General features: G+C 67.9%; 16 protein-coding genes. 1 reads left to right on the forward strand and 15 read right to left on the reverse strand.

All coding sequences use genetic code 11. The annotated features are described in order from the left end of the window. Window positions 1-38: 38 nt before the first annotated feature. The 7 genes from dnaB to ppsA all read right to left on the reverse strand — a co-directional run bounded on the left by dnaB (window position 39) and on the right by ppsA (window position 7,864). Window positions 39-1,454, reverse strand: a complete 1,416-nt coding sequence (dnaB, locus tag MW290_RS24095) for a replicative DNA helicase (RefSeq protein WP_250196885.1) — start codon at window positions 1,452-1,454, stop codon at window positions 39-41. A 249-nt stretch (window positions 1,455-1,703) separates the two neighbouring features. Further along, window positions 1,704-2,156, reverse strand: coding sequence for a 50S ribosomal protein L9 (rplI, locus tag MW290_RS24100; RefSeq protein WP_250196886.1), 453 nt, complete (start codon window positions 2,154-2,156; stop codon window positions 1,704-1,706). Window positions 2,157-2,166: 10 nt separating this feature from the next. Then, window positions 2,167-2,457 carry a 30S ribosomal protein S18 gene (rpsR, locus tag MW290_RS24105; RefSeq protein WP_250196887.1) on the reverse strand — a complete coding sequence of 97 codons (291 nt, stop codon included), beginning with the start codon at window positions 2,455-2,457 and terminating at the stop codon, window positions 2,167-2,169. A gap of 44 nt (window positions 2,458-2,501) precedes the next feature. Then, window positions 2,502-2,783, reverse strand: coding sequence for a primosomal replication protein N (gene priB / locus MW290_RS24110; protein ID WP_250196888.1), 282 nt, complete (start codon window positions 2,781-2,783; stop codon window positions 2,502-2,504). 31 nt (window positions 2,784-2,814) lie between these two features. Next, entirely contained in the window at window positions 2,815-3,180 is a 366-nt protein-coding gene (gene rpsF / locus MW290_RS24115; RefSeq protein ID WP_250196889.1) for a 30S ribosomal protein S6, read from the reverse strand. A 111-nt stretch (window positions 3,181-3,291) separates the two neighbouring features. Continuing rightward, a complete protein-coding gene (locus MW290_RS24120) occupies window positions 3,292-5,415 on the reverse strand; it encodes a cation acetate symporter (RefSeq protein WP_250196890.1) in 2,124 nt (707 codons plus the stop codon). A 40-nt stretch (window positions 5,416-5,455) separates the two neighbouring features. Next, window positions 5,456-7,864 carry a phosphoenolpyruvate synthase gene (gene ppsA, locus MW290_RS24125; RefSeq protein ID WP_250196891.1) on the reverse strand — a complete coding sequence of 803 codons (2,409 nt, stop codon included), beginning with the start codon at window positions 7,862-7,864 and terminating at the stop codon, window positions 5,456-5,458. Window positions 7,865-8,096: 232 nt separating this feature from the next. Between ppsA and ppsR the strand changes: the two genes are divergently transcribed. After that, complete coding sequence (gene ppsR / locus MW290_RS24130; RefSeq protein WP_250196892.1) at window positions 8,097-8,921, forward strand: posphoenolpyruvate synthetase regulatory kinase/phosphorylase PpsR; 825 nt, start codon at window positions 8,097-8,099, stop codon at window positions 8,919-8,921. Here ppsR and MW290_RS24135 read toward each other — a convergent pair. Genes MW290_RS24135 through bamA form a run of 8 tightly spaced genes read right to left on the reverse strand, consistent with a single transcriptional unit; the run spans window position 8,915 to window position 16,624 of the window. After that, the gene (locus MW290_RS24135; RefSeq protein ID WP_250196893.1) at window positions 8,915-9,703 is read right to left on the reverse strand and encodes a TrmH family RNA methyltransferase; all 789 of its coding nucleotides are present in this window, start codon (window positions 9,701-9,703) and stop codon (window positions 8,915-8,917) included. The genes ppsR and MW290_RS24135 overlap by 7 nt on opposite strands. Continuing rightward, window positions 9,700-10,386, reverse strand: coding sequence for a ribonuclease HII (rnhB, locus tag MW290_RS24140; protein WP_250196894.1), 687 nt, complete (start codon window positions 10,384-10,386; stop codon window positions 9,700-9,702). The genes MW290_RS24135 and rnhB overlap by 4 nt, the downstream gene beginning before the upstream one ends. Next, window positions 10,355-11,476, reverse strand: a complete 1,122-nt coding sequence (lpxB, locus tag MW290_RS24145) for a lipid-A-disaccharide synthase (protein ID WP_250200101.1) — start codon at window positions 11,474-11,476, stop codon at window positions 10,355-10,357. The genes rnhB and lpxB overlap by 32 nt, the downstream gene beginning before the upstream one ends. 35 nt (window positions 11,477-11,511) lie before the next feature. Continuing rightward, window positions 11,512-12,300 (reverse strand): acyl-ACP--UDP-N-acetylglucosamine O-acyltransferase, encoded by a 789-nt coding sequence (gene lpxA / locus MW290_RS24150; RefSeq protein WP_250196895.1) that lies wholly within the window; start codon window positions 12,298-12,300, stop codon window positions 11,512-11,514. Then, window positions 12,297-12,743, reverse strand: a complete 447-nt coding sequence (gene fabZ / locus MW290_RS24155; RefSeq protein ID WP_250196896.1) for a 3-hydroxyacyl-ACP dehydratase FabZ — start codon at window positions 12,741-12,743, stop codon at window positions 12,297-12,299. The genes lpxA and fabZ overlap by 4 nt, the downstream gene beginning before the upstream one ends. Then, on the reverse strand, window positions 12,740-13,774 hold the full coding sequence (gene lpxD / locus MW290_RS24160) for a UDP-3-O-(3-hydroxymyristoyl)glucosamine N-acyltransferase (RefSeq protein WP_375142971.1): 1,035 nt from the start codon (window positions 13,772-13,774) through the stop codon (window positions 12,740-12,742). Before lpxD ends, fabZ begins: the two co-directional genes overlap by 4 nt. 34 nt (window positions 13,775-13,808) lie before the next feature. Further along, the gene (locus MW290_RS24165) at window positions 13,809-14,321 is read right to left on the reverse strand and encodes an OmpH/Skp family outer membrane protein (protein ID WP_250196898.1); all 513 of its coding nucleotides are present in this window, start codon (window positions 14,319-14,321) and stop codon (window positions 13,809-13,811) included. After that, a complete protein-coding gene (bamA, locus tag MW290_RS24170; RefSeq protein ID WP_250196899.1) occupies window positions 14,321-16,624 on the reverse strand; it encodes an outer membrane protein assembly factor BamA in 2,304 nt (767 codons plus the stop codon). The genes MW290_RS24165 and bamA overlap by 1 nt, the downstream gene beginning before the upstream one ends. Window positions 16,625-16,634: the final 10 nt, after the last annotated feature.

A 16,634-nucleotide genomic window follows, 5' to 3' on the forward strand; every position in this document is an offset into this window, starting at 1 on the left:
ACTCGCCGCCTGTGCAAAGGCGGGGTCGCCGCTGCAGGTCAGTACTCGTCGCTGGCGCTGCCCGGAGCGAGGTTGTCGAACTTGGTCAGCGGCTTCAGGAAGGTGAGCTTCACCGTGCCCACCGGGCCGTTACGCTGCTTGCCGATGATGATCTCGGCCACGCCCGGCTCCTTCGAGTCCTTGTTGTAGTACTCGTCGCGGTAGATGAACATGATGACGTCCGCGTCCTGCTCGATGGCGCCTGATTCGCGCAGGTCGCTCATCATGGGCCGCTTGTCGGTGCGTGTTTCCACCGAGCGGTTGAGCTGCGACAGCGCGATCACCGGGCACTGCAGCTCCTTGGCCAGCGCCTTCAAACCGCGCGAGATCTCGCCGATCACCGTGGCGCGGTTTTCTTCGCTGCTGCTGCTGGTGCCGCTCATCAGCTGCAGGTAGTCGATGACGATCAAGCCCAGCTTGCCGCAGGTACGGGCCTGGCGCCGGGCGCGGGCGCGCAGTTCGGCCGGGTTGAGCGCCGGCGTCTCGTCGATGAACACGCTGGCCTTGGACAGCTTGTCCACCGCCTCGGTCAGGCGGCCCCATTCGTCGTCGCGCAGAGCGCCGGTACGCAGGTGCTGCTGGTCGATGCGGCCCAGCGAGCCCACCATCCGCAGCGCCAGCTGCGAGGCGCCCATTTCCATCGAGAACACCACCGCCGGCAGGCCTTCGTTCACCGCCACATGCTCGGCGATGTTCAGCGCAAAGGCCGTCTTGCCCATCGAGGGGCGGGCCGCCAGGATGATCAGGTCGCCCGGCTGCAGGCCCGCGGTCATGCGGTCCATGTCGTAGAAGCCGGTGCGCACGCCGGTCACTTCTTCGGCGCCGTTTTCGGCCAGCTCGGTCACGCGGTCGATCAGCTGCATGACCAGGTGGTCCATGCTCTGGAAGCCCTGCTTGGTGCGTGAGCCCTCTTCGCCGATCTTGAAGATCTTGCCTTCGGCCTCGTCCAGGATCTGCGACACCGCCCTGCCCTGCGGATTGAAGGCATTGGTGGCGATCTCGTCGCTGGCCTCGATCAGCTTGCGCAGGATGGCCCGCTCCCGCACGATCTCGGCATAGCGGCGCAGGTTGGCGGCGCTGGGCACGCTTTGCGCCAGCGCATTCAGGTACACCAGCCCGCCGCATTCTTCGGCCTTGCCCAGGCTTTGCAGCTGCTCGAACACCGTGATCACGTCGGCCGGCTTGTTGGCGTTGATCAGCTGGCCGATCACGCCATAGATGGCCTTGTGCTCGAAGCGGTAGAAGTCGGTTTCCTGCAGGATGTCGCCGGCACGGTCCCACGCGCCGTTGTCGAGCAACAGGCCGCCGATCACACTTTGCTCGGCCTCGATCGAATGCGGCGGCACCCGCAGGCGGGCTACTTCATCGTCGCGCGGGGCGCCCGGGAACACAGGGCTCTGGAAGACTGCAGACATGGTGGGGAGCATAAGCCGGCCAGGCACCGCAGCCTGTGGACAGACCTGTGCATGACCTGGGGAACTTCAGCGGATAACCAGAAAGCCCTCACCCGCCCGCCGGGCCGCCCCAAGGGCGGGTGCGGCCCCAGGGCCAGAAGGGCCCATCTTCAAGGGCCTGGGGGTAGCGAGCGCAGCGAGCTTGGGGGCTCCATGAAAAAAGGGCCGGCAATAGCCGGCCCTTTTTGACAGCGGTGAACGCTGCGGCGATCAGTCGGTTTCGCCGACGACCACGATGGTGACTTCCGACACCACGTCGGTGTGCGGCGCCACGGCGACGGTGAAGTCGCCGATGGTCTTCAGCGGGCCGTTGGGCAGGCGCACTTGCGACTTGGCGATGTCGAAGCCTTCCTTCTTCAGCGCTTCGGCGATGTCGGCGTTGGTGACCGAACCGAACAGGCGGCCGTCGACGCCGGCCTTCTGCGTGATGCGGACCGACTTGCCGTTGAGCTTGTCGCCCAGGGCTTGAGCGGCGGCCAGCTTCTCGGCGGCAGCCTTCTCGAGCTCGGCGCGGCGGGCTTCGAATTCCTTGATCGCGACTTCGGTCGCGCGGCGGGCGCGCTTGGTCGGGATCAGGTAGTTGCGGGCGTAGCCGTCCTTGACCTTGACGACATCACCGAGGTTGCCCAGGTTGGCAACCTTGTCCAGCAGGATGATTTGCATGGCGGTTTCCTCAGGACTTGTGCTGGTCGCTGTACGGCAGCATGGCCAGGAAACGGGCGCGCTTGATGCACGTCGTCAGCTGGCGCTGGAAGAAGGCGCGCGTGCCGGTCAGGCGGGCGGGCGTGATCTTGCCGTTTTCACCGACGAAGTCGCGCAGCGTGTCGATGTCCTTGTAATCGATCTGCTCGACGCCGGCGACCGTGAAGCGGCAGAACCGCTTGCGGCGGAACAGCAGCGACTGTTGGTTGCGCTTGGGCTTGCGATCCTTGGCCGAACGGCCTTTACCACGTGGCGGGGGCATAGTGACCTCTTTTGAATCTGAATCCGGGATTGAACAGGGGCTCGTCAGTCGAGTGCCGTGATGTGAAACACGACGCCGCGGCCGTTGCGTGCTGCTGCCAGGAAGCCGGCGAAGGTGCGTGTGGCACCCAGTTCCAGCCGACCCAGCGGCTGCGTCACCTCACCGATCGCCACCGAACGCATCTCGAGAGACACCTTGCGGGGGTGGCCGTCTTCGCTGACCTCGGACTCGTGCTTGAGCACCAGGTCCAGGGCCGGCAGGCCGGCGGGGGTGTAGCGCAGCGCGGCACGTTCCAGCAGCTGGGCTTGCAGAACCAGGCGGTTCATGCGGGCCGCTGCCAGGCCGCGAACATCATGCTCAGGCGGCGCTCTCCTGAGCTTGCTGCTTGCGGGCTTCTTCGCGCTCGACCTGCTTCATGATGACGGAAGGCGCGGTTTCGGCCTTGTCCATCGCCACGGTCAGGTGACGCAGCACGGCGTCGTTGAAGCGGAAGCCGGTTTCCAGCTCTTCCAGCGTTTCCTTGCTGCACTCGATGTTGAGGCAGAGGTAGTGCGCCTTGCTCAGCTTCTGGATCTGGTAGGCCAGTTGACGACGGCCCCAGTCCTCGACGCGGTGCACCGCGCCGCCAGCATTGGTGATGCTGGTCTTGTAGCGCTCCAGCATGGCCGGAACCTGTTCGCTTTGATCCGGATGGATCAGCAGAACGATCTCGTAATGACGCATGGATTCTCCTTGTGGATTCCAATGTGGAAGCCGCGGCGCTGCATCAAAACGCCTGCGGCAAGGCCCGGAAGGCGCATCGCCCCACCCGGGAAAGCCCGCGAGTATAGCAGCTCAGCGCAGCGCAGGGGAACGCAGGCGTTCCACCAGCGCCATCTGGGCCGCTTCCGGTCCCGGGCCCAGGCGGCTGGCCAGGGCCATCACCACGAAGCCCACCGGCACCCCGAACACGCCGGCCGCCACCGGGTCGATGCCCCACCAGAGCATCTCCGGCGTGGGTGGCGGCAGGCCCAGCAGGCCACGCATGGCGCCCAGGTTGGTGACCATGTAGAAGACGCACACGCCCAGCCCGGCCGCCATGCCGGCCGTGGCACCGCGCCGGGTGGCGCCGCGCCAGAAGATGCCCAGCACCAGCGCCGGAAAAAAGGCCGAGGCCGCCAGCGAAAAGGCCGCCGACACGAACTGCAGGATGTTGGCGATGCGCAGCGACGCCACCCAGGCGGCCACCAGCGCGATCACCAGCACCAGCATCTTGGACATCATCACCCGCCGGATGGCCGAGGCACCCGGATTGATGGCGCGGTAGTAGATGTCGTGCGACAGCGCATTGGCCACCGTCAGCAGCAGGCCGTCGGCGGTGGACAGCGCCGCCGCCAGCCCACCCGCCGCCACCAGGCAGGTGACCACATAGGGCAGCCCGCCGATCTCGGGCGCTGCCAGCACCACCACGTCGCTGGACAGCCGCAGCTCGGCCAGCTGCAGCAGGCCGTCGGCGTTGATGTCCTCCACCCACACCAGGCCGGTGTCCAGCTTGTTCCAGCGCCGTATCCAGGCCGGCAGCTCGTCGAACGGCGTGCCGATCAGGTGGCTGAGCACCTCGTACTTGACCAGCACCGCCAGCGCCGGCGCCGACAGGTACAGCAGCACGATGAAGAAGAGCGACCAGCCCACCGAGTTGCGCGCCTGCGCCACGGTGGGCGTGGTGTAGTAGCGCGTCAGGATGTGCGGCATGGCAGCCGTGCCCATCATCAGACACAGCACCAGCGCCATGAAGTTGCGGCGGCCGCCCTCCCCGGCCGTCGCGCTGGCGGGCGGGGACGTGGACGACGCGGTGCCGGCATACGGCTCGGCCTGCGGCGCCATGCCGCCCAGCGGCAGCGCCTGGCGGGCCGAATCGTCGCGTTCGCGCTCATAGGCGGCGCGGGCATCGGTCTCGTTGCGCGGGGCCATGGCCAGCTGGCGCTCGGCCTGCTGGATGCGGCGCAGCGGCGCGTCCTCGGCCTTCAGGGCCTGGATGCGCTCCAGCTGGCGCCGGGCGTCTTCCTTCATCGCCGCCGGCACGTCGGCCAGCTTCTGCTGCGCGCTGATGGCGCGACGCTCGAGCGCGGCCTGGGCGCGCTGCTCGGCCGCGTCGTTGCGCAGGTGTTCCTCCATGCGCGTGACCTGCTGCAGTTGCTGCGAATAGGTCAGCTGCGGCAGCCAGCTGCCGTTCTGCTTGATGGACAGCCAGGTCAGCGGCAGCAGGAAGGCGATCAGCAGCACGATGTACTGCGCCACCTGCGTCCAGGTGACGGCGCGCATGCCGCCGAGGAAGGAGCACACCAGCACACCGCCGAGGCCGACGAAGATGCCCACCTCGAAGCTGAAGCCGGTGAGGTGCGAGGTGATCAGGCCCACGCCATAGATCTGCACCACCACGTAGACGAAGGACACGAGCAGAACCGCCACCACGGCGATGAAGCGCGGCAACGCGCCGTAGCGCTCGCCGATGAAGTCGGGGATGGTGAACTGGCCGAAGCGGCGCAGGTAGGGCGCCAGCAGCAGCGCCACCAGGCAGAAGCCGCCGGTCCAGCCCAGCAGGTAGGCCAGCCCGCCGAAGCCCTGCAGGTACAGCACGCCCGCCATGCCCAGGAAGGAGGCGGCGCTCATCCAGTCGGCCGCGGTGGCCATGCCGTTGTAGAAGGCCGGCACACGCCGGCCGGCCACGTAGTACTCGGCCTCGTCGGTGGTGCGGCACGACAGGCCGATGGTGGCGTACACCGCCACCGTGGCCACCAGGAACATGGTGCCGATCCAGGCGCGCGAGAAGCCCGAGCGCTCGGCCCAGGCCAGCAAGGCCACGAACACCAGCACACCCACCGCGAACAGCGCATAGCGCCGGTGCAGGCGCCGTTCGAAGGCGCCCGCCTCGGTGCTGCGTGGGCTGCTTGTCAACACGGCACCCTCTCGCTCCGCCATCTACCGCCGGCAGGGATCGGGGGCCACTTCGGGGCGGTGCCTACTTGGCGGCGCCCAGGCGCTGCCAGGTCTCGACCACGGTGTCGGGGTTCAGCGAGATCGAGACGATGCCTTCCTGGGCCAGCCAGTCGGCGAAGTCGGGATGGTCGCTGGGGCCCTGGCCGCAGATGCCGACGTACTTGCCGGTGGCACGGCAGGCGGCGATGGCGCGCGAGATCATGGCTTTGACCGCCGGATCACGTTCGTCGAAGTCGCCGGCCAGCTGCTCCAGGCCCGAGTCGCGGTCCAGGCCCAGCGTGAGCTGCGTCAGGTCGTTGGAGCCGATGGACATGCCGTCGAAGTACTCCAGGAACTGCTCGGCCAGGATGGCGTTGCTGGGCACCTCGCACATCATGATCAGGCGCAGGCCGTCCTGGCCGCGCTTGAGGCCGTGCTCGGCCAGCATCTCGTTGACCTTGCGCGCCTGCGTCAGCGTGCGCACGAAGGGCACCATGATCTCGACGTTGGTCAGGCCCATGTCGTTGCGCACGCGCTTGAGCGCTTCGCACTCCATCGCGAAGGCGTCGCTAAAGTCGCCGCTGATGTAGCGCGACGCACCCCGGAAGCCCAGCATCGGGTTCTCTTCGTCCGGCTCGTAGCGCGAGCCGCCGATGAGCTTGCGGTACTCGTTGCTCTTGAAGTCGGACAGCCGCACGATCACCGTCTTGGGCCAGAACGCGGCGGCGATAGTGGCCACGCCTTCGACCAGCTTGTCGACGTAGAACGCGCGCGGGCTGGCATGGCCACGGGCCACCGACTCGACGGCCTTCTTCAGGTCGGCGTCGATGTTCGGGTAGTCGAGGATGGCCTTCGGGTGCACCCCGATGTTGTTGTTGATGATGAACTCGAGCCGGGCCAGGCCCACGCCCGAGTTGGGCATCTGCGCGAAGTTGAAGGCCAGCTGCGGGTTGCCCACGTTCATCATGATCTTGATGGGGCAGTACGGCAGGTCGATCGGCTCGATGTCGGAGATGTCGGTCTCCAGCAGGCCGTCGTAGATGTAGCCGGTGTCACCTTCCGAGCAGGCCACGGTCACCAGGGCGCCGTCGCTCAGCTTCTCGGTGGCGTCGCCGCAGCCCACCACGGCCGGGATGCCCAGCTCACGCGCGATGATGGCCGCGTGGCAGGTGCGGCCGCCGCGGTTGGTGACGATGGCGCTGGCGCGCTTCATCACCGGCTCCCAGTTGGGGTCGGTCATGTCGGTCACCAGCACGTCGCCGGGCTGCACCCGCTCCATCTCGGTGATCGAGCTGACCAGGCGCACCGGGCCGGTCCCGATCTTCTGGCCGATGGCGCGGCCTTCGGCCAGCACGGTGTTCTTGCTGGTGTCGCCACGCAGCTTGAAGCGCTGCTCGACCTTGCCTTCGGACTGGCTCTTCACCGTCTCCGGGCGGGCCTGCAGGATGTAGAGCTTGCCGTCGCCGCCGTCCTTGCCCCACTCGATGTCCATCGGGCGGCCGTAGTGCTCCTCGATGATCAAGGCGTACTTGGCCAGCTCGGTCACGTCGGCATCGGTGAGCGAGTAGCGGTTGCGCTGCTCGGGCGGCGTGTCCTCGGTCTTGACCAGCTTGCCGCTGGCGGCCTTTTCCTCGGGCGAGGCGAAGGTCATCTTGATGAGCTTGGAGCCCAGGTTGCGGCGGATCACGGCCAGCTTGCCGGCCTTGAGCGCCGGCTTGTGCACGTAGAACTCGTCGGGGTTCACGGCGCCCTGCACCACCGTCTCGCCCAGGCCGTAGCTGGAGGTGATGAAGACCACGTCCTTGAAGCCGGACTCGGTGTCGATGGTGAACATCACGCCCGCGGCGCCGAGGTCGGAACGCACCATGCGCTGCACACCGGCCGACAGCGCCACGTCGGCATGGGCGAAGCCCTTGTGCACGCGGTAGCTGATCGCGCGGTCGTTGTAGAGGGAGGCGAACACCTCCTTCATCTTGGCCAGCACTTCCGGCAGGCCGACCACGTTGAGGAAGGTTTCCTGCTGGCCGGCGAACGAGGCGTCGGGCAGGTCTTCGGCGGTGGCCGACGAGCGCACCGCGAACGAAGCGCCGGGGTTGCCCGCGGTCAGCTTCTTGAACTCGGCGGCGATGGCCTGTTCCAGGTCGGCCGGGAACGGGGTTTCTTCCACCCAGCGGCGGATCTCGGCGCCGGCCTCGGCCAGCGCGCGCACGTCGTCGGTGTCCAGCGCGGCCAGGCGCGCATTGATCTTCTTGTCCAGCCCGCCATGCGAGAGGAACTGGCGGAAGGCATGCGCCGTGGTGGCGAAACCGCCAGGCACCCGCACGCCGGTGCTGGCGAGCTGGCTGATCATTTCGCCGAGGCTGGCGTTCTTGCCGCCGACCACCTCGACGTCGGTCATTCTCAGTTGTTCGAACGGCGCGACCAGGGCGGTCGCCAGGTTGGATTGAGACATGGAAAAGCTCCGTGATGACAAAAAACCGGTGACTCCGTTCGACCGCAGACGCGCGCACCTCCGCCAGCCGTGCTGGTTGTTCTGGTGGTGGGGCGGGGGCAGCGCATGGGCGTCGGGGTGACGGAAGAAGTTGAGCCCATTCTAGGGTTGAAGCCGCGCCCGCCAATCCCCCTGCTTCCACCCGGGGCCGGCCTATGATGCAGGCCCCCTTTTCCGCTGCAGCGCCCAGGCCATGCCCAACCGCTCCGTCTTTTTTGTGTCCGATGGCACCGGCATCACCGCCGAGACCTTCGGCAACTCGATCCTGGCGCAGTTCACGGCCAAGCCGCGCCGCGTGCGCCGACCCTTCATCGACACCGAAGAGAAGGCGCGGCAGGTGGTGCTGGAGATCAACGAGGTGGCCGAGCGCGAAGGCAAGCCGCCCATCGTGTTCATCACGCTGGTCAACGAGGTGATCCGCGATGCAGTCACCGGCCCCGACTGCCGCGGCATGGTGCTGGACATGTTCCGCACCTTCGTCGAGCCGCTGGAGCAGGAGTTCGGCATGAAGTCGAACCACCGCGTGGGCCGCTTCTCCGACGCGGCCAAAAGCCAGGAATACGACGACCGTATCGAGGCGATCAACTTCTCGCTGGCGCATGACGACGGCCAGTCGTCGCGCAACCTGGAGCTGGCCGACGTGATCCTGGTGGGCGTGAGCCGCAGCGGCAAGACACCCACCTCGCTGTACCTGGCGATGCAGCACGGCATCAAGGCGGCCAACTACCCGCTGATCCCGGAAGACTTCGAGCGCAACAAGCTGCCGTCGGCGCTGGCGCCCTTCAAGGCCAAGTGCTTCGGCCTGTCGATCGACCCCGAGCGACTGGCGCAGATCCGCAACGAGCGGCGCCCGGGCAGCAAGTACGCGGCGATCGAGAACTGCCGCTACGAGGTGAACGAGGCCGAGGCGATGATGAAGCGCGAAGGCATCGGCTGGCTCAGCTCCACGCACAAGTCGATCGAGGAGATCGCGACGACCATCCTGCGAGACATCCGCCCCGATCGCCTCATCTACTGAGCGTTGGTCAACCGCCGCCTGGCCGACTCGTACAGGCACACGGCGGCGGCCGCGGCCACGTTCAGCGACTCTTCGCCGCCCGGCTGCGGAATGCGCACGGTGAGCGCGCAGCGCGCCATCAGCTCGGGCGCCACGCCGCGGCCTTCATGGCCCAGCACCCAGGCGCAAGGCCAGGGCAGCGCCGCTTCGTGCAGCACGCTGGTGGTGTGCGAGCTGGTGGCCACCAGCGGCACCTGCAGCGCCGCCAGCGCCTCGGGTGCCACGCCCTCGATCAGCCGCAGGCCGAAGTGCGCGCCCATGCCGGCGCGCAGCACCTTGGGCGACCACAGCGCCGCCGTGCCCTTGAGCGCAATGACCTGCGCAAAGCCCAGCGCCGCCGCGCTGCGCAGGATGCTGCCGACGTTGCCAGCGTCCTGCAGCCGGTCCAGCACCACGGTGGGCGCGTCGGGCGCCACTTCGGGCATGGTGGGCGCCTGCACCACGAAGCCGATGGGCGCGGGCGACTCCAGCGTGCTGAGCGACTTGAACAGGGCATCGGGCAGCAGGCTCACCTTGTCCGCCATCGCGGCCAGGGTCTGCAGGCTGGGTTCACGCAGCCAGGCGCTTTCGCTCACCAGCGCGTGCTGGGCGCGGCCACCGCGGGCCTGCAGCGCGCGGGCCAGGTGGTCGCCCTCCAGCCACAGCAGGCCCAGCTTGCGGTAGGCCGCCGGGTCTTGCGCCAGCTTGCGCAGCTTGACCAGCAACGGGTTGTCGCGCGAGGTGATCAGCGGCGGTGCATTCATCGCGTGAGCATGCGGTGGGCTGCCAGTGCGGCATCCGTCGGCCGCAGCAGTTCGCCGGCCGGCGACAGCAGCTGCCGCACCGGCGCGAAGCTGCGGCGGTGCGCTTCGCAGGCGCCGTGGGTGCGCAGCGCCTGCAGGTGATCGCGCGTGCCATAACCCTTGTGCTCGTCGAAGCCGTAGAGCGGAAAGCGTTCGTGCAGCGCCTGGCAGCTGCGGTCGCGCGTCACCTTGGCGATGATGGAGGCGGCCGAGATGGACTGCACCTTGGCATCGCCGCCGACGATGGCCTCGGCATGCACACGCAACACCGGCAGCCGGTTGCCGTCCACCAGCACCTTGCCCGGCAGCAGGCGCAGGCCCTCCACCGCGCGGCGCATCGCCAGCATCGTGGCCTGCAGGATGTTGAGGCTGTCGATCTCTTCGACGCTGGCCTCCCCCACGCTACAGCACAGCGCGCGGGCGCGGATCTCTTCGTACAGCTCGTCGCGGCGCTTGGCGCTCAGCACCTTGGAATCGGCCAGGCCCTTGATCGGCCGCAGCTCGTCCAGGATGACGGCGGCCGCCACCACCGGGCCGGCCAGCGGGCCGCGGCCGGCTTCGTCCACACCGGCCACCAGCACGCCAGGCACGTCCCACGACAGGCCCAACTGCTCAGCTTTGATCGAGGATTTGCGCGATGGCATCGGTGGCGGTGCGGCCGGTGTCACGCCGCAGCAGGTGGTGGAGTTCGTCGAAACGGCCGGTGACGGCCGCCATGCGGGCGGGCGCGTCCAGCCAGGCCAGCACGTCGGCGGCCAGTGTGGCTGGTTGCGCAGCTTCCTGGATGCGCTCAGGCACCACGAAGTCGCGGCACAGGATGTTGGGCAGGCCCACCCAGGGCTGGTAGGCCATGCGCTTCATCAGCTGCCAGGTCAGGCCGTTCATGCGGTAGGCGATGACCATGGGCCGCTTGAACAGGGCCGCCTCCAGCGTGGCGGTGCCGCTGGCGATCAGCGTCACGTCGCAGGCGGCCAGCGCCTCGTGCGAGCGGCCGTCCAGCAGCGTCAGCGGCGCGTCGGGCGCATGCTGGCGCAGCAGCGGCTCCACCAGTTCGCGCAGGCCCGGCACCACCGGCAGCACGAAGCGCAGGTCGGGCCGCTGGCGGGCCAGCAGCGCCACCGTCTGCAGGAACACCGGCGCGATCATCGCGATCTCGGAGCGGCGACTGCCCGGCAGCACGGCCACCACCGGCGCCTGCTCAGGCAGGCCCAGCGCGGCGCGCGCCGCGGCCCTGGGCGCCTGCAGCGGGATGGCATCGGCCAGCGGATGGCCCACGTAGGTGGCGGCGATGCCGTGGCTGCGCAGCAGCTCGGGCTCGAACGGGAACAGGCACAGCACATGGTCGGTGCTGGCCGCGATCTTCTTGACGCGGTTGCCGCGCCAGGCCCAGATGGACGGGCACACGAAGTGGATGGCCTTGATGCCGGCCGCCTTCAGCCGCGCTTCCAGGCCGAGGTTGAAGTCGGGCGCATCGACGCCGATGAAGGCATCGGGCCGCTGCTGCAGCAGCCGCTCGGCCAGCTGCGCACGGATGCGCGAGATGCCGCGGTAGTGGCGCAGCACTTCCACATAGCCGCGCACCGCCAGCTTGTCATGCGGCCACCAGGCCTCGAAGCCCTGGGCCGCCATGCGCGGGCCGCCGATGCCGGCCGCCTGCATGTTTGGCCAGCAGACCTTCATGCCGCCCATCAGCAAACCGGCCAGCAGGTCGCCGGACGTTTCGCCCGCCACCATGCCGAACCGCGGTGCCTGCGCCGCGGTGCCCACGGTCAGCGCGCGATGCCGCGGGTGGCGGCCTGCAGGAAGTCGAGCATCATCGCCACGTCGGCCGCCGCTTCGGGCACGCTGGTGGCCAGACCGGCGATCTCGGCACGCGCCTCGTCCAGCGTCTGGCCCTTGCGGTACAGCGCCTTGTGCATCTGCTTGATGGCGTTGACGCGCTCGCTGCTGAAGCCGCGGCGCTTCAGGCCCACGGCATTGAAGCCGCGCACCGCCAGCGGATTGCCGTCCACCAGCATGTAGGGCGGCACGTCCTGCGTCACCGCGCTGGCAAAGCCCAGCATGGTGTACGAGCCGATCTTGACGAACTGGTGCACGCCCGTGAGCCCGCCCACGGTGACGCAGTTGCCCACGTGCACATGGCCGGCGAAGGTGGCGTTGTTGGCCAGCGTGTTGTCGTCGCCGATCTGGCAGTCGTGGGCGATGTGCACATAGGCCATCACCCAGTTGTCGTTGCCGATGCGGGTGACGCCCGCGTCTTGCGCCGAACCGGTGTTGAAGGTGCAGAACTCGCGGATCGTGTTGCGGTCGCCGATGTGCAGCTCGGTCGGCTCGCCCGCGTACTTCTTGTCCTGCGGCATCGCACCCAGCGACGCGAACTGGAAGATGCGGTTGTCGCGGCCGATGGTGGTGTGGCCCTCGATCACCGCATGCGGACCCACGGTGGTGCCGGCGGCGATGCGCACATGCGGCCCGATGACCGCGTATGGCCCCACGCTGACCGAAGGATCCAGCTCGGCCTTCGGATCGACGATGGCGGTGGCGTGGATCGTGGTCATGCCACCTTGCGCATGGTGCACATCAGCTCGGCCTCGACGGCGGTCTCGCCGTCGACGCTGGCGCGTGCCTTGTACTTGTAGATGCCGGCCTTGGCGCGCTCGATGCTGGCCTCCAGCGTCAGCTGGTCGCCGGGCTCGACCACGCGCTTGAAGCGCGCGCCGTCGATGCCGACGAAGTAGACCACCATGTCGTCGTCCAGCTCGGCGCCCATCGATTCGAAGCTCAGCAGCGCAGCGGCCTGCGCCAGTGCCTCGAGCATCAGCACGCCGGGCATCACCGGGCGGTTGGGAAAGTGGCCCTGGAAGAACGGCTCGTTGATGCTGACGTTCTTGATGGCGCGGATGCGCTTGCCCTTCTCGATCTCCAGCACGCGGTCGACCAGCAGGATCGGGTAGCGGTGGGGCAGCTTCTTCAGGATCTGGTGGATGTCCATCGTCGTCATACGTTCTTCTTTTCAAGCGCCCGCACGCGGTCGCGCAAGGTGTGCAGGTGGCGCAGCGTGGCCGCGTTCTTTTCCCACGCGGCATTGTCATCGAAGGGAAACACGCCGCTGTACTGGCCCGGCTTCAGGATGGAGCGCGTGACCACGGTGGCGGCCGAGACGTGCACGCCGTCCGCCAGCTGCAGGTGGCCCAGGATGATGGCCCCGCCGCCTACGGTGCAGCCGGCGCCGATGCGGGCACTGCCGGCCACGCCGACGCAGCCCGCCATCGCGGTGTGGCGGCCCACGTGCACGTTGTGGCCGATCTGGATCAGGTTGTCGAGCTTGACGCCGTCTTCCAGCACCGTGTCGTCCAGCGCGCCACGGTCGATGCAGGTGTTGGCGCCGATCTCCACATCGTGGCCGATGCGCACCGCGCCCAGCTGCTCGATCTTCTCCCACCGGCCTTCGGTGGGCGCGAAGCCGAAACCGTCGGCGCCGATGACCACGCCACTGTGCAGGATGCAGCGGTCACCCACCGAGCAGCCATCGCCCACCACCACGCGCGGCGCCAGGCGGGTCTGGCTGCCGATGCGCACGTCGCGGCCGATCACGGTTTGGGCGCCGATCACCGCGCCCTCGCCCACCACCGCGCCCGGGCCGATGCACGCCATCGGCCCGACATGGGCGCTGGCATGCACCTGCGCCGTGGCATCCACCACCGCGCTGGCGTGCACGCCGGCCGCTTCACGCGGGCGCGTGAGGCGCGCCCACAGCTGCGTGAGCCGCGCGAAGTACAGGTAGGGATCGGGCGTGACGATGACCGCACCCCCCGCCGGCCGCGCACGGGCCTCGTCGGCCTGGGCGGGCGCCACGATGACGCAGCCGGCCGCGGATTCGGCCAGCTGCGAGCGGTAGCGGGGGTTGGACAGGAAGCTCACCGTGGAAGCGGTGGCCCCTGACAGGGGGCCGATGCGGTCGAAGCGCATCGTGGGGTCGCCCGTCACGTCACCGCCGAGTTGGGCGGTGATGTCGGCCAGCGTGAGCGAGATCGTCATGCCAGCCAGCCCAGGCGCTGGCCGTGCATCACTTGCTGGCGTTGAGCGCGTCGATCACCTTCTTGGTGATGTCGACACGCGGGCCGGCAAAGACCACTTCCTGCAGGATCAGGTCGTACTTCTCGTTGTCGAAGATCTGCTTGATGACCTTGTTGGCGCGCTCGACCACGGCCGCCAGCTCTTCGTTCTTGCGGTTGTTCAGGTCTTCCTGGAACTCGCGGCGCTTGCGCTGGAAGTCCCGGTCCTGCTCGGTCAGCTCGCGCTGGCGGCGGGTACGCTCGGATTCGCTCAGCGTCGGCGAGTCCTTTTCCAGCTTGTCGGCAGCGGCCTTGAGCTTGTTGGCCACGTCGGCCAGTTCCTTCTCGCGCTTGCCGAACTCGCCCTCCAGCTTGGCTTGGGCTGCCTTGGCCGGGTTGGCCTCGCGCAGCACGCGCTCGCTGTTGACGTAGCCGATCTTCAGCTCCTGGGCCTGTGCCACGGTGCACGTCGCCCACAGCGACGCGGTTGCCACCGCGGCGGCGAACGTCTTCCACTTGTTCATCAAAACGCTGTCCCGATCTGGAATTGGAATTTCTGGATTCTATCGTTGCGCTCCTTGCGGATCGGCGAGCCGAAGCTGAGCTTCAGCGGCCCCACCGGGGAGATCCACGACAGGCCGATACCCGCCGACACGCGCAGGCTGCTGGCATCGATCGATTCATGCTCGCCCCACACGTTGCCCGCGTCGGTGAAGCCGAAGATGCGCAGCGTCTTGTCGTTGCCGGCACCCGGCACCGGCACGTACAGCTCGGCGTTCAGGTTGATGCGCCGGTTGCCGCCGATGTAGGTGCCGGTGACGTCGACCGGACCCAGCGAGCTCTGGTCGAACACGCGCACCGAACCCAGGCCACCGCCGTAGAAGTTCTTGAAGATGGGGAACGGCCGGCCGCCCAGGCCCTTGCCCCAACCCACTTCACTGTTCAGGCCCAGCGTGAACTGGGTGCCCAGCGGGATGTACCGCTGGTACTGCGCATTGGCCCGTACGTAGCGCGCGTCGCCCAGCGTGGACAGCTCGACGTTGACCCGCTTGTAGCTGCCGTTGGTGGGCACCAGGGCGCTGTCGCGCTGGTCGCGCGCCCAGCCCAGCGTGAAGGGCACCGTCAGGCTGCGCTGGCCGAATTCCTCGCGGTACAGCAGGTAGCTGTTGGGCAGCGCGCCGGTGCCCTTGATGTTGGTGCTTTCCACACCCACACCGAAGAACACCGTGTCGTACTCGGAGAACGGCACGCCGAACCGGATGGACGCGCCGGGGGTGGACAGCTCGTAGTCCACGCCCTGGCTGTTCAGCGGCTTGCTGGTGCGGTAGTACACGTCGAAGGCGCGCGAGATGCCGTCGACGGTGAAGTACGGGTCCACCGTGGAGAACACGATGTTGCGGTTGTACTTGCTGGTGTTGACTTCGATGCCCAGGTAGTTGCCCGAGCCGAAGACGTTTTCCTGCTTGATCGAGCCCGTCAGCGCCAGTTTGTCGGCGCTGGAGAAGCCGGCGCCCAGCATCAGGTTGCCGGTGGGCTTTTCCACCACGTTGATCGTCAGGTCCACCTGGTCGGCAGTGCCTGCGACTTCGTTGGTCTCGATGTTGACTTCCTTGAAGTAGCCCAGGCGGTCGACACGGTCGCGCGAGAGCTTGATCTTCTGGCCGTCGTACCAGGCCGACTCGAACTGGCGGAACTCACGGCGCACCACTTCGTCCCGCGTGCGGGTGTTGCCGGCCACGTTGACGCGGCGCACGTACACGCGGCGCTGCGGCTCGGCATTGAGCACCACCACCACCTGGCCGCTGGCGCGGTCGATCTCGGGGCGCTGCTCGACGCGGGCGAAGGCATAACCGAAGAGGCCGAAACGCTCGGTGAACTGGCGCGTGGTCTGGGCCACGTCCTCGGCGCGGTAGGGCTCGCCGGGCTTGATGCGCACCAGGTCCTTGAACTCCTGGTCGCGGCCCAGGTAGTCGCCTTCCAGGCGCACCGCGGTGACGGTGTAGCGCTGGCCTTCGCGCACCGAGATCGTGATCGAGATGTCCTGCTTGTCCGGCGAGATGGTGACCTGCGTGGACTCGACCGCGAACTCGAGGTAGCCGCGGTTGGTGTAGTAGGCGCGCAGGGTTTCCAGGTCGGCGTTGAGCTTGGTGCGCGAGTAGCGGTCGGCCTTGGTGTACCAGGTCAGCCAGCCGCCGGTGCTTTGCTCGAACAGGCCCAGCAGCGTGCTCTCGGAGAAGGCCTTGGCGCCGACGATGCGGATGTCCTTGATCTTGGCGGCCTCGCCTTCGGTCATCGTGAAGGTGACGTCGACGCGGTTGCGCTCCAGCGGGGTGATGGTGGTCACCACCTCGGCACCGTACAGGCTGCGCGTGAGGTACTGGCGCTTGATCTCCTGCTCGGCGCGGTCGACCACGGCGCGGTCGAAGGGCAGGCCTTCACCGATGCCGGCGTCCTTCAGCGACTTGGTCAGGGTGTCCTTGTCGAACTCCTTCAGGCCGATGAAGTTCACCGACGAGATGACCGCACGCTCTTCGGCGATGACGACCAGCACGTCGCCTTCCACCTCCATGCGCACGTCCTTGAACAAGCCGGTGGCGAACAGCGCACGCAGGCCGGCGGCGCCCTTTTCGTCGTTGTAGGTATCGCCGATGCGGAAGGGCAGCGCCGCGAACACCGTGCCGGGGTCGGTACGTTGAAGCCCTTCGATGCGGATGTCCTTCAGCGTGAAGGGTTCGACGGCCAGTGCCGGCAGTGCCGCCAGGCCGCACACCACGGCCACGCAAGCGGCCACCGGCCGCAGCGGGCTCGGGCAAAAGAATGAATGCATCGGGAGAACG

It is taken from the genome of Aquincola tertiaricarbonis (assembly GCF_023573145.1).
Lineage (GTDB): Bacteria > Pseudomonadota > Gammaproteobacteria > Burkholderiales > Burkholderiaceae_C > Aquincola > Aquincola tertiaricarbonis_B.

Bases quoted from the DNA above. Each gene is read 5' to 3' on its own strand.
- dnaB (WP_250196885.1), bottom strand. From the start codon at position 1,454: ATGTCTGCAGTCTTCCAGAGCCCTGTGTTCCCGGGCGCCCCGCGCGAC.
- rplI (WP_250196886.1), bottom strand. From the start codon at position 2,156: ATGCAAATCATCCTGCTGGACAAGGTTGCCAACCTGGGCAACCTCGGT.
- rpsR (WP_250196887.1), bottom strand. From the start codon at position 2,457: ATGCCCCCGCCACGTGGTAAAGGCCGTTCGGCCAAGGATCGCAAGCCC.
- priB (WP_250196888.1), bottom strand. From the start codon at position 2,783: ATGAACCGCCTGGTTCTGCAAGCCCAGCTGCTGGAACGTGCCGCGCTG.
- rpsF (WP_250196889.1), bottom strand. From the start codon at position 3,180: ATGCGTCATTACGAGATCGTTCTGCTGATCCATCCGGATCAAAGCGAA.
- MW290_RS24120 (WP_250196890.1), bottom strand. From the start codon at position 5,415: ATGGCGGAGCGAGAGGGTGCCGTGTTGACAAGCAGCCCACGCAGCACC.
- ppsA (WP_250196891.1), bottom strand. From the start codon at position 7,864: ATGTCTCAATCCAACCTGGCGACCGCCCTGGTCGCGCCGTTCGAACAA.
- ppsR (WP_250196892.1), top strand. From the start codon at position 8,097: ATGCCCAACCGCTCCGTCTTTTTTGTGTCCGATGGCACCGGCATCACC.
- MW290_RS24135 (WP_250196893.1), bottom strand. From the start codon at position 9,703: ATGAATGCACCGCCGCTGATCACCTCGCGCGACAACCCGTTGCTGGTC.
- rnhB (WP_250196894.1), bottom strand. From the start codon at position 10,386: ATGCCATCGCGCAAATCCTCGATCAAAGCTGAGCAGTTGGGCCTGTCG.
- lpxB (WP_250200101.1), bottom strand. From the start codon at position 11,476: ATGGTGGCGGGCGAAACGTCCGGCGACCTGCTGGCCGGTTTGCTGATG.
- lpxA (WP_250196895.1), bottom strand. From the start codon at position 12,300: ATGACCACGATCCACGCCACCGCCATCGTCGATCCGAAGGCCGAGCTG.
- fabZ (WP_250196896.1), bottom strand. From the start codon at position 12,743: ATGACGACGATGGACATCCACCAGATCCTGAAGAAGCTGCCCCACCGC.
- MW290_RS24165 (WP_250196898.1), bottom strand. From the start codon at position 14,321: ATGAACAAGTGGAAGACGTTCGCCGCCGCGGTGGCAACCGCGTCGCTG.
- bamA (WP_250196899.1), bottom strand. From the start codon at position 16,624: ATGCATTCATTCTTTTGCCCGAGCCCGCTGCGGCCGGTGGCCGCTTGC.